General features: G+C 44.3%; 14 protein-coding genes. 5 read left to right on the top strand and 9 right to left on the bottom strand.

The features are described from left to right. The 7 genes from VM802_RS02805 to VM802_RS02775 form a co-directional block, all read right to left on the bottom strand. The coding region (locus VM802_RS02805; RefSeq protein ID WP_325527748.1) for a zeta toxin family protein at positions 1–661 on the bottom strand (661 nt) is incomplete at its 3' end. Then, positions 648–932 carry a hypothetical protein gene (locus tag VM802_RS02800; RefSeq protein ID WP_325527745.1) on the bottom strand — a complete coding sequence of 95 codons (285 nt, stop codon included), beginning with the start codon at positions 930–932 and terminating at the stop codon, positions 648–650. The genes VM802_RS02805 and VM802_RS02800, both read right to left, overlap by 14 nt. Before the next feature lie 172 nt (positions 933–1,104). Then, entirely contained in the window at positions 1,105–1,239 is a 135-nt protein-coding gene (locus tag VM802_RS02795) for a lipase family protein (RefSeq protein ID WP_325527743.1), read from the bottom strand. 205 nt (positions 1,240–1,444) lie between these two features. Next, complete coding sequence (locus tag VM802_RS02790) at positions 1,445–2,365, bottom strand: helix-turn-helix domain-containing protein (protein WP_325527741.1); 921 nt, start codon at positions 2,363–2,365, stop codon at positions 1,445–1,447. Positions 2,366–2,454: 89 nt separating this feature from the next. Then, positions 2,455–3,360: an NmrA family NAD(P)-binding protein gene (locus VM802_RS02785; protein ID WP_325527739.1), complete on the bottom strand. Its 906-nt coding sequence runs from the start codon at positions 3,358–3,360 to the stop codon at positions 2,455–2,457. Between the two features lie 102 nt (positions 3,361–3,462). Further along, positions 3,463–5,346 carry a glycoside hydrolase family 97 protein gene (locus VM802_RS02780; RefSeq protein ID WP_325527737.1) on the bottom strand — a complete coding sequence of 628 codons (1,884 nt, stop codon included), beginning with the start codon at positions 5,344–5,346 and terminating at the stop codon, positions 3,463–3,465. A 299-nt stretch (positions 5,347–5,645) separates the two neighbouring features. Then, positions 5,646–6,065: a hypothetical protein gene (locus VM802_RS02775; RefSeq protein ID WP_325527735.1), complete on the bottom strand. Its 420-nt coding sequence runs from the start codon at positions 6,063–6,065 to the stop codon at positions 5,646–5,648. 409 nt (positions 6,066–6,474) lie between these two features. Here VM802_RS02775 and VM802_RS02770 point away from each other — a divergent pair, with 409 nt between their 5' ends. The 3 genes from VM802_RS02770 to VM802_RS02760 all read left to right on the top strand — a co-directional run bounded on the left by VM802_RS02770 (position 6,475) and on the right by VM802_RS02760 (position 7,982). Continuing rightward, complete coding sequence (locus VM802_RS02770) at positions 6,475–6,678, top strand: CsbD family protein (RefSeq protein ID WP_325527733.1); 204 nt, start codon at positions 6,475–6,477, stop codon at positions 6,676–6,678. Positions 6,679–6,861: 183 nt separating this feature from the next. Further along, positions 6,862–7,239 carry a 5-carboxymethyl-2-hydroxymuconate Delta-isomerase gene (locus VM802_RS02765; protein WP_325527731.1) on the top strand — a complete coding sequence of 126 codons (378 nt, stop codon included), beginning with the start codon at positions 6,862–6,864 and terminating at the stop codon, positions 7,237–7,239. Positions 7,240–7,469: 230 nt separating this feature from the next. Further along, on the top strand, positions 7,470–7,982 hold the full coding sequence (locus VM802_RS02760; RefSeq protein ID WP_325527729.1) for an OmpH/Skp family outer membrane protein: 513 nt from the start codon (positions 7,470–7,472) through the stop codon (positions 7,980–7,982). Positions 7,983–8,106: 124 nt separating this feature from the next. On the opposite strand, the gene VM802_RS02755 is transcribed toward VM802_RS02760, so the two are convergent. Further along, the gene (locus tag VM802_RS02755; RefSeq protein ID WP_325527727.1) at positions 8,107–9,510 is read right to left on the bottom strand and encodes a SusD/RagB family nutrient-binding outer membrane lipoprotein; all 1,404 of its coding nucleotides are present in this window, start codon (positions 9,508–9,510) and stop codon (positions 8,107–8,109) included. A gap of 21 nt (positions 9,511–9,531) precedes the next feature. After that, entirely contained in the window at positions 9,532–12,597 is a 3,066-nt protein-coding gene (locus VM802_RS02750) for a SusC/RagA family TonB-linked outer membrane protein (RefSeq protein ID WP_325527725.1), read from the bottom strand. 629 nt (positions 12,598–13,226) lie between these two features. On the opposite strand from VM802_RS02750, the gene VM802_RS02745 reads away from it, so the two are divergent. Further along, positions 13,227–15,506, top strand: coding sequence for a glycosyl hydrolase family 95 catalytic domain-containing protein (locus VM802_RS02745; RefSeq protein ID WP_325527723.1), 2,280 nt, complete (start codon positions 13,227–13,229; stop codon positions 15,504–15,506). Between the two features lie 139 nt (positions 15,507–15,645). Beyond that, positions 15,646–16,214 (top strand): hypothetical protein (locus VM802_RS02740; protein WP_325527721.1); only part of this gene is annotated, 569 nt, incomplete at its 3' end.

The raw sequence follows: 16,214 nt of genomic DNA, 5'->3' as shown, positions 1-16,214 counted from the left end.
TTGATGAGTTCTTTTTAGAACCCTTAAACTCTAATACCAGACTTGCGATAAGTGGAAGTCCTTTCTTCAACCACATCTTCTTCAAAGCATTCTTATCCACCATAACTATCTTCCTCTCCTCAAGTCTAACCAATAACGTGGGGACGGACATTCCATCATACAAACAAACTACATTGAATGTATCCCAATAGTCATTTATAAACTTCAGGTTCTGTTCGTATACTCCTTTGATTGTTCTTGCGTCAACAGCGTGGCCTCCTTCACGAACCCTCTGCCTTACACGCTGTTCACAATGCAACACACTATCCAGGCACAAATAATTCAATTGAATCTGGTAGTCATCCCGTTCAAAGCGATCAATATACTTCCAGTAATCAGGATGAGATAAAGGAGTTTCTAAAACAAAATGCTGCTTATTGGCAATGGCTTCATTGATTTTTGTTGACAGATATTCTTCCATCATCGATGAAGATTGGCTACTAACTTCTTCCTGAGTCAATCCTTTTCCATGCAATTCTCGTTCAAAGTGGGTACGGGTTAGGTCTCTGTCAAAAGGGGGAACACCATCAAACAATTCTGGCAGCATGGATTCAATGTGGGTAGATTTCCCCGCACCATTAGGTCCGGAGATAACAAGCAATGTTGGCTTAGTGTAATCCATTCCTGTGCTTAAAGCTTTCACGAATCTGCTCAGCTTCTGCTACAGATAAATTACGAATAAACCGGGTTTCGATCTCTGCGCCAACTGTGTACACTTCCTGAATTTCTATATGGCCATCAGCATATTCATAAAAACCCTGCCCTTCTGGCAATGTATCGGATAATATTAAGAATGGTAGATTGTTCATGAAATTACGCCTTCTTATGCGCTCAATTGTTGAGGCAAATTTCCTTTCCTGAATAGCAATTTCTTGTTCTAAATCTGTCATCATTAATAACAATTTAATAGACGAAAATCCAAGTAAAATTAGGGAAAAATACGACGATGGCCAAACGTTAATGCTTAATTTATTGACATATAACAACGTAGAAAACATAGAATTCAAACCTCATATATAACCATTCTAATCTTTCCTACCAATACGCCCATAAGGCAAATGGAGATTACCCTACAACTGTCACCCGGTAACCTTGGCTGGTAAGGGCATCATATACACCTTTATATCCTGAACCATCAGCGAAAGCGCCGTGTACCAATACTACATTCTTTACTGATTGCTGGTTTGCTTGGTTTTTCATGTTGTTTGTTTTTTGAAGTTTTTGTTTGATTGAACAATACAAAGGTGCAATCAAAACAGGGTGGAGAGGATTGGCAGATTTCCCGATTAGTTGTGATTATTTCCCTTTTTTGAAAATTCCCGCCCGGAGAACAATGACCTAATAATAAAAAAACAGCCAAACCCTTTACAGAGCTGGCTGTTAACGATATTATGATCTTTTCCCGTCAGCTGAACGACTGTCTGAACTCGAGCGGGGAAAGGCTGGTTTTACTCTTGAACAACTTGCTGAAGGACTGTGAATGTTCAAACCCCAGTTCATAAGCGATCTCACTTACCGATAAATCTGTTGTCGATAGTTTCTCCTTAGCTTTTTCTATCAGCTTTTCGTGAATATGTTGTTGCGCGGTCAGCCCTGTCAGTACTTTTAACAGGCTGCTTAAATACTTGGGGGACACATTTAATGACCGGGCAATATACTGGACAGTTGGCAGCCCTTTCCCGATCACGTCATCACTGTTGAAATACTCAGCGAGCATTTCTTCCAGGCGGTCCAGAATTTTGTGGTGGGTAATTTTCCTGGTAATGAACTGACGGTGATAAAACCGCTCAGCATAGTTGAGCAGCGTTTCTATTTGCGAAATGATGATTGACTGGCTGAACTTATCGATATTAGAATGATACTCCTGCCCGATAGTCTGAATAATGTTATTAATAATCGCTTCTTCCTTCTCTGACAGAAATAACGCTTCATTTACCGAATAATCAAAATACTCATATTGTTTAATGGTCTTCGCCAGCGGCGTATTCCACAGAAAATCAGGGTGTACAAGCAACATCCAGCCGGAACGTTCTGCTGTAGACTGAGGGTCCACAGCGATCCTGAAAACCTGGTTGGGGGAAATAAAGAACATAATACCCTCATCAAAATCATACTCCTGCTGTCCGTAAATCATCTTACCGTTTATTCCCCGCTTTATAGAGATGCTATAAAAATCGAAGACCCAGCTATTCTGCTCTTTTCCCGCAGGACGTGAAATAGTAGCATAATCCACTACGCTGATCAATGGATGTTCCGGCGCCGGTAGATTCCGGAGCTGATGGAACTCGCTGATCGTTTTGATTCTACGTGGTTTTATATCTGCCATAATGTTTCAGACCACTAAGGAACCAGGTGTATCAGGTACATCCTGGTTCCTTAATGGATTTCATTTTTCAATGATTAAAGATAAACATTTTACTGTTGATGATAAGCTGCTGCAAATTCCTTCGCAAAGTCAACGAGCTTAACTTTTCCCAGTACAGGCCTGTTGCGGAAATAATCTTCATATAATACCCCGCCACGCATACTGGCCTGCATCTCCATAAAACCTTTGGCAATTTTCGGATTCATTCCTGCCGCCAACAGCCCATTCAGGTATTGCTCATCCGTAACCACCTGCCATTCCAGGTCAGATCTTCCGATGGCTTCGCCCAGGATATTTACCAGTTCATCCGAAGAAACCTCATCGCTGGCAATGTAGCGGATGGTCCTGCCTTCAAAGGGCTTTCCCATTTCTTCCGCTATAACGGCTGCGATGTCCAGCGGTGAAACCCATGGCTTTTTTCCTTCATCACTATAATTCTGTATGATGGCGCCTTTCGCTTTAATGTTCCGGATCAATCCGAACATATTGGTATAGAAAGCAACAGGACGCATGAATTTTATAGCAACATCCTCCGGCAGCTGCTTCAGAATGTTCTCGACATTATGGTGAAAGATCAGGATACCGTTTCCTTTATCCATGTCGGCGCCAATACTGCTAAGGTGTATCACCTTCTTCACGCCTGATTGTTCAATAGCCTGTTTGTAGCTATTACCAATATGGTTGATCGTTTCGATGTAATCAGTATCCTTGCCGAAGAAGCCGCCAGCGGCATCAAGTGTTTCCATGACATACACAATATCTGCACCTTTGAAAGTTGCTGCCAGAAATACAGCGTCTTCCATTGTGCCGATAGCGGCTTTAGCGCCTAATGCTTCGATGTCTTTTTGTCTTTCAGCATTACTGCTGATAACGGTAACGGAATACCCTTTTGACACCAGCTCCTGTGTGAGCGGTTTGCCAATGTTTCCGATTGAACCGGTGAGAACTACTTTCATATTACTATTATTTTGTTGACACAAAACTCGTCAACAATCGCAGCGTGGATGTATCCTAAAGGAAGGATGTTGTAGCCAAAAGGGAAAGGGATTATCCGGGTCTCATTCTTTACACCAGACTGCCAGGCCGCCGGAAGGCATCAAGTGTTGGCGCAGTACAGTGGAACTGGTTACAGTCAGCTGTTTCATTGACACCTTTGTACGCACAGGCGAAGCCGGATCATCGTAAAAGACGGTGGCTTTATATTTTTTGCCCGGTTGCAGGAACGAAAAACTGATGCTGAGATCTCTTGCATCGTTGTTGGAAATGCTTCCCACAAACCATTGCCCTTTGCTTTCACGGGCTACTGTCACGAACTTGCCGATCTCGCCATCCAATACTTTGGTATCATCCCATACGGTTGGAATATGGTCGAAGAATGTCAGCTCCGGCTCATCCTGCGAATCTTCCGGTTTATCGTACCAATACAGGAACTGGAGCGGACTGTAGTAGACGGCTGCCAATGCCAGCTGGTGCGCAGCTGTGGTTTTAAGAACGCGTGCATTCTGCGTTTCTTTCAGCCTCAATTTTAGCTCAGGCCGGTGATAGTAACAGATGGTATAATCTGCGGGGCCGCATAAAAACCGCGTGAAAGGCAGCACCGTATTATGATTGGCATCCGGCATCTCTTCGTTGCCGCCTACCCCTTCCTGTGTGAGCAGATTAGGATAAGTGCGGCTGAAACCTGTGGGCCTGTATTCATCATGAATATCTACCATCAGATGATGGATTGCACACTTTCTAATGGCATCATGCAGCCAGGTAGTCCATCTGTGCGAGCCAACATGCACAAAGCCGAATTTGAGGCCGGCAACGCCCCATTTTTCATACAGCGGCAATAAGGTATCCAGTTGCTTTACGAGGGCCCGTTGATTCACATACAGGAACACGCCGATTCCTTTCTGCTTTGCATAACGGATCACTTCCTGCAGATCCAGATCATTCCGTGGATTACGACGGGGATCTACGTTGACAGCGGAAGCATCAGATGACACCGTGTATTCAAACCCATACCAGCCTGCATCAAAGTGAATGTATTGCAGATGACGCCTAACGGCAAAATCCACCAGTGCTTTTGCCCCCGTAGTGGACAAACTCATTTCACGCATTATCTTGCCCGGCACAATCCAGTCGGTATTTGGAATAGCACAGGGTGGATTCAGATTCAGGATCAGGTCATTGTTCTGTAGCAACTGCGGCGCTTTCTCTGCGATCATGATCACTCGCCATGGCGTGGAAAACGGCATGGTCAGCGCTACTTTGTCATACATAGAGCAGGTAATAGTATTTGGTATGTCTGCTGACGTAACAAATTTCGTTCTGCAATAGTCGACCATTTCGGCTTCTGCCAGTGCAACCATTAACCCATTTGTCAGTTGCAGCGTCAAGGGTCTTTCTGCCTCGGAAGACCACTGGCCTAATGGCAGTAATTGATAGTGCCCCTGTGCCTGACTTGTAAACCATGCTCTCGTGCTATCCGGGAAGGTGAATGTTGTGTGTTCTTTATTGATCACCATATCTGCTCCTCCGGCAGGATTCTCCGGAAAACAGTAACGGAAAGCGATACCGGCATCATAAGCCCTTACTTCTATTTTCAATAATTGCCCGCCGCCCTTTTGAAAAGTAAACGTCTTTGCATGGTAATTATCCCTGATCTGGTTCCGTTCACCATACAGCGGCTTCCATATTGTATCCTTCTGAGAAGACTCAACAGCACGAAGCGACAGGTTCTTCGACCAGGCCTCTATTCCCAGTACAGACGGCTGTATTACCGTTTGTTGCTTAAAGGTTATATTGTAGGTTACTTCACCCTTGTCTCCAATCGATATATTGAATCGAACAGCCCTATTCGGTGACGCCACTGTCAATGAATCTGCTGCTACCACCTGCATGGCTGGTATTACGCATAGCATCACACCAAACATCGCGTTGATGGCCTTCTTCATTCTATTAGGTTTTATGCCTGACAAGATCCTCTTATTATCAAATCCCTGCAATAGCAAAATTGACTTAAACCGATGTTTTATTTGCAATTTAAATGTAAAAAGCCCCACAACAGGCCATCTGCTGTGGGGGCTCCCGTAAAAATTTCAGGCCGCTATTACAGTACCTGGTGCGATCCTTTACTGATGAGGTTGTTGGTATAAGTAAATTGCCGTCTATATCGTATCGGTAACGCCGTTCACGTTTGTAGAGATTACCCGCCCTGTACATATTCAAATGACGAGATTATACAGGCAGATTTTTATATAGTTTCACATCCTCCGCCTACGCCAGATAGCGGTTGGCATGTCACAGTAACGGTTGCACCGTTCCATACATACTTAACTGCCGCCTTATTAAAATACATTGTTTGTACAACGTTAGGTTGAATTGGGTTCATACTCATATCAACTTCCACAAAATTGTCACCCCACAAGATTTCTTTATTAGTACTTCCAACCTGAATCCAAAAATATCCACTCATAACAGTTCCTGGATTAGAATGCCATGCAATACTCAATCTCATATTTACTGTATTATACAACATGGTAATGTTATAGAGAGTAGGGATCCTAAATAATGGTCCAGAGCCGAAAATATTAGTATGCGGCTTTGCAACTGAGGTATCTGGGTTAATGATGATCAAAGCAACAAGACAGGATAAAAACAGCAATACTTTCATAATACAATAATTTCGATGATTTTAAAATCTAGAACGAGGCAGTGTTAATCTATTGGGATATAAACGGTAACGCTTTAATAAAAGTGGTTCACTAAAACACAATTAAATGATTTGAGTTAGTACATACATACATAACATGGCTTTCAACTCAGTTACCCTTTGGTATCCAATCTTCAATTCCGTAAGAAAGATAGAAAATAAAATTAAAAAGCAAGTGCTTTTTTTATGACAGGCCTATCTGCACATCAACAGTACTCAGCCATATGTTGACTTATAGCCGCTTTTGTGCATCTTTTTCCACGTATATCTGTGGCCGTACTTATGAAGACCCCATATCGCCATGCCTTCAGCATATGGATCATTATTTGAAATAAGAATCCAATATTACTCATCCTAAAAGTATTTTACCATGAGCAACGAAAACAATGGATTTCTCCTTAAAGTAAAAGGCGGCTGGAATGAACTAAAGGGTAAGATCAAACAACAATATGCCGATCTCACTGACGACGACCTGTTGTATGAAGAAGGAAAGGAAGATGAACTTCTTGGCCGTATCCAGAAGAAAACCGGGCAAACCAAAGAAGCAATAAAATCATGGATCGATAAACTCTAGAATAGCTGTAAGTAATAGGTCTTTAGCCTGCCCGGGCTAAAGACCTGTTATTTAATGATCAGCTGCCAGGTATCTGAATATTGAACCCCGTATATAACTTTATGCCACACTATTTCGACTCATCGCCCGGTAATACCGTTAAGGAGGTTTTAACTATTTTTACGTAAGAAAACCATCAGCCATATGCCTCATTTCGTTATAGAATGCTCCCGGAATATACTGGAACAACAAACACCCGATATAATTATGGATACGGTATATCTTGCCGCTGAGTCCACAGGGCTATTTGCAGAAAATGATATAAAAGTGCGGCTCCATCCCTATGAGTATTACCGGCTGGGGACAGGCAAGCATGGCTTTCTGCATATCTATGCCAGCATCATGGAAGGACGTACAACAGAGCAGAAAGCATATTTGTCAAAACTGATCACCCAACGGCTGGCGCCCCTATTCCCCGACATTTCATTCCTCTCTATCAATGTCAGCGAATTTGAGCGGGCCACATATTGCAACAAATCGTTAATTAATCCGCTTAATACAGAGGGTAACCGGCATTTCTGAAATTATGCGCTTTTACTTCCTTTGATAATCGAATGACAAGCGAATGAGAAACCTGAGAAAGCGGTATGTTAAATTACCTGGCGCCGGAAGGTTACCTGTACTGGTAATGCTTTTGTTTTATGTATTGCTATCCAATCCCCAAATTAATGTTAATTTCCTCTTGAAGCGCTGTACCATATCAGTAAGGGTTTAATTTTAAACTTTCCAATCACCTAAAAACCGTCTGCCTTATGACTAAGAACATTACACTCGTTCTTTTGCTTGTTGTTATCGTTGTAATGGGTATGCGCACCATAGAGCCCTCGAAAATGGCGCACATTGATATGCAGGAGCTGATCACCAGTATGCCGGAAGCCAAAATTGCTTTTGCCTCTTTGCAGAAATACCAGGACAGCCTGACCAAGGACGGACAAGCCTTGCTAAAGGAATACATGGACAAGGAGAAAGCTTTTACCGCCAGTGAGAAAACGCTGAGCCCTGCTATCAGGGAGGCAAAGATTAAAGAACTGCAGACAGCTCAAAACAGTATACAAGAGTACAATGGCAGGATGGAACAGTTATTGGCAGCGCGTCAGCAGAAAATCACACAGCCTATTATCCAAAAGGCTCAAAAGGCAGTGAACACAGTAGCCGCTGAAAAGGGGATCGCTTATGTAGTAGACAATTCGAAAGATGTGCTTGTAGTGGCCCCAGGGAGTGATGATCTTTTACCGGTAGTGAAAACGAAACTGGGAATCAAATAATATTTAGAGATTTTTCGATTTACGAATTTTAGAATTTAAAAATGCAGCGAGATTGCACAGTTTATTCGTCAATCTTCGTTGCATTTTTAAATTCCAAAATTCGTAAATCGAAAATCCTTGAATATTAATTAGCCGTGTCCCACCAAACACGGTCATTAACGGTTGCTTTTTGATCGGGCTGAGGATTAGTCAGCAATTCGTTTGCAGGATAAGGCCATCTTCTTGGAATACCGGTTACACCTGTTCCTTTGTAAGGCACCAGCACAGGATAGCCCGTACGGCGCCAGTCGTTATACACTTCCGGTGACAGGAAATTGGCGATATATTTCTCAGAGATAATTTGTTGTACAGCATTGGCAACGGTGAGTGCCGGCCTTGCTGAGATATAGGTCTGCTGTGCATTTGCAGGAACGTTCAGCATAGACATATGCGCTGCAATGGCAGCATGATACACCGGATCGGCAGCACCAGCACCCTGCTTAATGAAGGTTGCTTCCGCCTTGATGAACAGCGCCTCGCTGTAAGTAGCCAGGTAAACGCTGGCTGCAGCGTCTGCATAGAATGAATCTACACGGGAAAGCTTCTTTACGTTAGGAGAGGGTACATCATTTACATTTCTGCCTACATACTCCCCATCTTTGTTTTTAGACGCGATGACCGGCAATCTTGGGTCGTTCCTGGTTTTCAATGAATCTACAAAGGACTGTCCCAATACCACGCCACCTGCTGCGTCAGCGGTGTTGTTATACCAGGGATTAACGCTTTGTCCGGTACCCGGATAGCTGATAAGTGCATTATCTCCATTGGCCGCAAATCCGTTCTGTAAGGCAGTCAGCGCACTGTCGGCCTGCAATGCGGCAGTACGTCCGGGTGCTTTGGTAAGTCTCAGGTAATATCTCGCTTTGAGCGTATAGATCAGTTTTTGCCATTGGCGCATATCGCCGTTGTAAATGAAATCATCTGCACCAGGCTTTATGTCTCCTTTAGGCAGGCTGATATAGTACAACGCGCTGTCGAGCATCTTTTGGATATTGATGTAGACAGATTCCTGGCTGTCATATGCAGGCTGCATCACCTGTGGCATACGGAAGCCCTGGGAATAAGGGATGTTATTCCAGAGATCAGTAGCAACAGCGAGGTTGTAGGCAAACAGTGTTTTACCGATGGCGGCATAGCTGTTATGCTTTGCAGCTTCGGCCTGTGAGATCATGATAGTCAGGTTTTGGAATATAGTGGTGTAAAGCGCATAGTTCCAGGTATTGTTGGCATCTACACTGGTGATCCAGTACGATTCCAGACTGGGCGCCTGCTGATTCAGCGAAAGCTGCTGCATCCAATAGGCAGTAATATTGGCGTTGGTACCGCCCACCACCAGGCTGGAAGTGGCCGTTTCCACGGCTGGCAGCAGCAATGCTTCTTTCACTTTCAACGGGTTGTTGGGATCATCATTGATGTCCAGGAATTTCTTACATCCGGTCGTGATAAACACAGCACAACCCACAAGAGCGAGTGCTTTTATTATTTTCATGTAATTAGTTTTAAACATTGATTAAAAAGAAGCCTTCAATCCTACTACAATACTCCTGTTTGATGGAACCATAAAGTTGGAGAATCCCTGCCCGTTACCAGTACCACCCAGACTTACTTCAGGGTCAGAACCTGTATAATTCTTATGCAGGATGAAATTGGTACCGGTCACAGAAAGCACCAGTGATTTAAACCCGGTTTTCTTCAGCAGTGAAGCACTGAGGTCGTATCCCAGTGATACCTGCCGCAGTTTGAGATAAGAACCATCTTCCACGCTGCTTTCGTCTACCTTGGAGTAGGAATTCTTGTAATAGTTTTCATCCAGGGTGATAGGAATGTCGTTAGGTTTATTATTAGAGGCAATCACACCCGGGAGCACCACTGTACCGCCTCTGTTCTCTGTGCCTTTAGCGGTACCATAGAAGTAGAGGTAAGAATTGTCGAGGTTGATCACGTCTCCACCATGTTTATGATCCAGGGTGAAGGAGAAGGTAAGTCCCTTGTAATTGAGCGTACTTGTAAGGCCACCCATCCATTTAGGCGTCACATTACCGATAGGGCCAAAATCGCTGCTGATCATCGGGTAACCGTTGTCGGCGATGAGCAGCTGATGCTGATCGTTACGCAAATAGTGCTTGCCATAGATCACACCATAAGGTTGGTTGGCGTATGCGAAGATCCCCGGGTTGGTGAAGCCTGCCAACTGGATGTAGTTGATACCATGCGCCAGATTCAGCACCTCGTTGGTGATCTTTGTATAATTAAGGCTGACGTTCCAGGTGAGGTCTTTTGTTTTAACCGGTGTAATGCCCAAGGTCACTTCCACACCTTTGTTGCGCATAGCGCCTGCGTTCAGCGAAGCGGAGCTGAATCCTGTGGCTGCCGATAGCGGTGATCCCGGTGTAAGCAGATCCGTGCTCTTCTTGTTAAAGTAAGATGCTTCGAGCGATGCCCTGTTGCGGAATAATTTCGTTTCGAGACCTACTTCAAACTCGTTCAGTTTCTCGTTTCTTAACGGGAAATTATATGTGCTGGTGAGTGAGTAGGCGTTCTGTCCTCTGAAGGGGAACGTTACACCAGGAGAAGCCTGGAAGAAGGCATTGGTGAGTGAGTATGGGCCCACGTTGTCATTACCTACCGCAGAATAAGAAACCCTTACTTTACCAAAATTTAAAACAGGGTTATCTGCCATCTTCAATGCTTCCGTGAATACAAATCCTGCACTAACAGATCCGTAAGGATAGAACTGATTGTCTTTCGACAGCACAGAGCTGCCATCATAACGACCGGTGAGCGCCAGTGTGAGCATACGTCTGTATTCCAGGTTAGCCTGTGCGTAAAAACCTACTTTTCTCGTTCTGTAGTAGCCATAGTTAGATATTACCTGCGCAGCGTTGACTATATTGTAGAGATCATCTGCTGATAACCCTATCCCTTGCACAAAGTTTTTATCATTATAGTTAGTAAAGATGTTATTACCCAGTAACAGGTTAACAAACAGATCATTGTTAAACTCTTTCCTGGCTTCAATCATCAGGTCATGGTTGAACTGCTGACTTTTCATATCGCGTTTATACAGCTGGCCGGTGATGGGAGTTGCACCGTTGTTTCCCCAGCCGATTGCACCAGGCGCTTCGTGGTAGTCAGTTGTATTAACATACATATCTGCGCCTAACCGCTCTGTTATAGTCAGCCAGGAGAGAGGAGTATAAGCGAGGGTGATAACAGGGATGATACGGTTGGTTCTGTCGCGCAAACCGGTATTGTCGAGTATCCAATATGGGTTATTACGACCAGCGCGGTATACACGCTGTGATCCGTCTGCGTTCGTTGTCGGATGCGGGTCCCATGAAATAGGCGCTCCGTATACTGTCCACAATGGGTTTACGAAGTTGTTACCTTCCAGGTAGCGGTGGTTATCTGATTGTATGTAGTTAAACTGTGCAGACAACTGCAGGTTATCTAAAACTTTGGCGCCATACTTTACAAACATGGAGTGTCTTGAATAATCTGTGTTGGGGATGGTGCCATTGGTTTTGAGATAAGAGTAGGACACCATGTAGTTTGAACGATCTGTATATCCTGATACATTGATATTATTGTCGCTGGTATGACCTGTTCTGAAGAAGTCCTTTACGTTATTACGCTTTTGTACCGGTTTGCCATTCACGCTTAATTTGTCTATAGCCGGCCCCCAGGAAGATGAACTTAGTTCGCCATTGTTGCCATCCACATATTCACCTCCTGTTCCCTGCGCATATTTATCCTGAAACTTCGGGAATATGGGAGTTTGAAAAGAATAGCTGGAGCTCAGCGACAGATTTGGTCTGCCTTGTTTTCCTTTGGCAGCGCCGTTCTTTGTAGTGATCAGCACTGCACCTCTCGCTGCGGCGGAACCATACAGGGCAGTAGCAGCTGCGCCTTTTAATACAGTAATACTCTCAATAATGTTGGGGTCAATGTCTCCACCTCTGTTCGTCGTACCACCAGAGTATATAGAGCCGTCGGGGTTACCGGCTTCTTCGTTCAGCATCGGTACGCCATCAATTACAAACAGCGCCTGGTTATTACCTACCAGAGAAGTGCTTCCGCGTATTACAATCCTGGAAGAGCTTCCTGGCACCCCACTGGAATTAGTGACCTGCACACCGGATACTTTACCAGCGATGGCATTGACCATATTATCCTGCTTTGCTTCTACCAATGCATTTCCTTTGATTTCTTCAACACTGTAGGTAAGCATGCGTTTATCCCGGCGTATGCCAAGCGCAGTTACCATTACTTCATTGATCTGTCTTGAATTATCGGTGAGCGTAATGTTGAGTGATGAACTGCTGCCTACTTTTATCTCTGCTATATTATAGCCTAAAGCAGTCACTACCAGTATGTCCCCCTCCTTTGCAGTGATCTTAAACGAGCCATCACCAGTGGCTGCTGCGCCGGTGTTAGCACCCTTTACACGGACAGATGCCCCGGGGACGGGCGTTCCATCTTTACCTGTTATTTTACCCGAGATAGACGGGGCTTGCGCGGAAGCAAATGCTACCACTAATAGCAGCCATACTGCTATCAAAATTTGTTTACTCATAAGTATAAATTGATAAAATGAATCTCCTGCAGTGTCAGCCGATGCTATGTTGACTACCGCCTATAAGTGTTTCCGATAAAAAGCAATACCAGGAATTATTAAGTAACTAAAGTTGTTTTACATACGTGAATTACTAAGATGCACAGTCCTGAGACTGAACACCGCAACAGTTAATTGCATTCGTTTACAGTTATTGCAACAAAACTTCGCTGCAGTTGATACAGCACAACTGCAACATTCATGGTGGTTGATATGTCCTAAAAACCAAATCCTCAGCGGATTCGCAGGCCGCTGATCATGCCTTAAAATTAGGTGAGATAGTGATACTTGTTTATATCATAATTAACCAGTTCTTTGCTAAAATTAACTCTCCTTGAATGAGAAAACAAGCGCGCAAAAATAGCAACACCACACAAAACACAATACAGATAAGCATTACACGACAATAAAATCAAAAATAACTAATCTAGCCAATGAATAAAATATGATAAGTGGTAATGCAGAAAATAGTACTGCATGCATAGCTCCCCTTCAACCAGGGCAAATAAAACATAGGAAAAAGATAATATAGCACAGAAAACAACAGGGTACCATTTCTACTTTCATACTTAAAATATACTCCACATAATATGCAACCAGGAATCAGAATCATTCAGTCGCTCATACATTATGGCATATACACCCTTGGTTGCTTCCTGTTATACAGTAACGATGTTACTGCACAGATCAGCGCAGCACAGATCGTCGGCCGTCATACCACCGTTTTCAATGCACCACCTTCCCGCATACCCAACAATACAGCCGTGGATGCACCGCTGCTGGGCAATGGTTCCTGTGCTGCCGCTATAGGCGGACCACCGGAGCAGCAACAATACTTTCTGGCCCGTAATGATTTCTGGCGGCTGAAATCCGGCTACAATGAATCTTTCCCTGCATTACCGGGCAAATTGCAGGTCAGCATTCCATCTCTCCAGGGGGCATCCTACCATGTTGAACAAAAGCTGTTAGATGCTGTTACCTACTCTTCTTTTGAAAAAGCGGACATCCAGGTAAAGATGAACTCCTGGGTGGCAGCCACCCAGGATCTGTTGATAGTTGAGATCAGTAACAGTGGAAATACCCCTGTAGCAGGCATTGTGCAGCTGATGCTACCCGGCGCCGATCAATTCCATATCAATCCTCCTGCCGAAAACAAGTTTCCGGATACCACTTCGAAAGGCGCCGATCTTCAGGGCATGCAATGGTTGCAAAGAGGATTTGTAAAGGATGTAGATATCCGGAGTATGGCAGCCATTGCCTGTAAAATAATCGGGCACACATCAGACAGTTTCTTTATTCAGCCAAAAGAAAAAGTAACGGTTGCCTGTTCTATGTCGGGTAATTTCAAAAGTAAAGCACCACTTGTCCAGGTAAAAAAAGATGTAGCGCATATCACAGATCAGTCGATAAAACAATTGCTGGCAGCTCATCTTAGCTGGTGGCATCACTACTGGCAGGAAAGCCTGGTGGCCATCGAAGATAGTGTTATTGAAAACCAATATTATAAATCACAATATACCATGGCTGCATGCAGCCGTGATCCCAGGTTTCCGCCCGGTATATTCGGTAGCTGGGTAACCCGCGAAATACCGGCATGGAACGGAGATTATCATCTCAATTATAATTACATTGCTCCATTCTACGCCCTGTATTCGTCCAACCACCTGCAGCAGGCGATCCCTTTTGATGCGCCGGTACTGGATTTTATGAAGAGAGGAAAGTACTATGCTTCCAGAATCACAGGTATCCCCGATGGCGTGCTTTACCCGGTTGGGATAGGCCCGTTGGGAATTGAAACTACCCGCAGAAACAGGATCATGGAACAAAGTGCAGGCGAATATATTTCAGCACATCACGTGGAAGATGAAGGGCTTTTCTATGGACAAAAAAGCAATGCCTCCTATTGTGCCGTTAATATCTCACAGGCTTTTTATCATACTTACGACAAGCAATACACGCAACGCGTTTATCCGTTTATAAAGGCAGTGGCTACCTTCTGGCAACACTACGTTAAAAAAGAAGGCAACTATTACGTTATTGAAAACGATGCTGTCCATGAAGGGACTATCGGCAATAAGAATCCGCTGTTATCACTGGGACTTTCCCGGATGGTATTACAAACTGCCATAGACATGGCGCAGTTACTTCAGACAGACCAAAGATTACAGCAGGAATGGAGCGCCATAAAAGACAACCTGGCGCCTTTTCCTGTACAAACAAGAAATGGCAAAACCGTCTTTCGTTATACAGAAAAAGGCCCTGATTGGTGGCGGGATAATACGCTGGGTATTCAGCATATTTATCCGGCCGGGCAGATCGGCCTGCACAGCGATAGCTCACAGCTTCATACCTCCGTTAATACCATTGACGAAATGCGCCGCTGGCAGGACTTCAACGGCTCTAACAGTTTCTTTCCGGCAGCCGTGAGAGTTGGTTACAATGCCGATTCTATTCTGACCCAGCTCCGGTTGTACAGCCTGCATACATATCCCAACGGGTTCCAGTATAGAAATCCGCATGGCATTGAAAATTGCAGCACGGTTCCGAACACCCTCAATGAGATGCTGTGTATGTCTGACGGACAAATACTACGCGTATTTAAAGTATGGCCGCTGGCACGCGATGCTGCTTTTGTAAACCTGAGAAGCGAAGGGGCTTTCCTCGTGTCTTCCACATTAAGCAAAGGAAAAATCCTGTTCATAAAGATTGTCAGTGAACAAGGGCGTCCACTGACGCTGGAAAACCCATGGCATGGCGCTACGGTGCAAATTACCAGCAATATGAAACGAAGGTTGACAGCGAGTGGCAACACCATACAGCTGCCTACAGCAAAAGGGGAAGTATTGACAATTTCAGGTCCCGGAAAGTAGCAATCCTGACTTTTCTTTCTGCAGTTCCGAAAATTTTTACTATATTGAATTTCAATTTAATGTATACATATCCCTTGAAAACTTTAACCTATCTGTACGTTAAACCTCATTACCAGTCTCTCATATAAAACCATTACAAATGAGCCGTAATAAGTTCGGGTTTCAGCAGCTGGCCAGGAAAAGCCTGGCGGTAATTACAGCCGCCATCAGCTCGATAACCTCAGGAAATGCAGCTCCCGTGCATCCGCATATTTCAATAGAGAATGATAAAGATTTCAATATTGAAAATTCTCACAGGAATGTTTTAAAGCCGAAACTCGTATTAAAACTCAATATGACTGACCCCGCGAACAGTCTCGTTTTAATGCATAGTTCTCATAGTTCACACAGGTCTCATTCTTCCCATAGTTCTCATAGCTCGCATTACTCATCGTCTTATAGTTCCGGCGGCAGCAGCTATACGCCTGCTGCGGCTTCGACTCCGTCATATCTTCCTTTGGCATCGCCGGCGCCTTCTACCAGGAGCAGTAACAGCACTCCTGCAACCAGGAGCAGCAGTTCTACTCCTTCTTCCGGCGCCGTTTACAACCTGAGTAATACTAATAATCAAAGCACCCGGGGCCCTATTGACTCCTCTCAGCTCGACCTGGGTAGCCGCATTCTGTATAAGGGATGTGAGGGGAGAGATGTAGAACAACTGCAGAAAAT

The organism is Chitinophaga sp. (genome assembly GCF_035538455.1).
Lineage (GTDB): Bacteria > Bacteroidota > Bacteroidia > Chitinophagales > Chitinophagaceae > Chitinophaga.
This window is presented reverse-complemented; position numbering and strand designations above follow the sequence as displayed.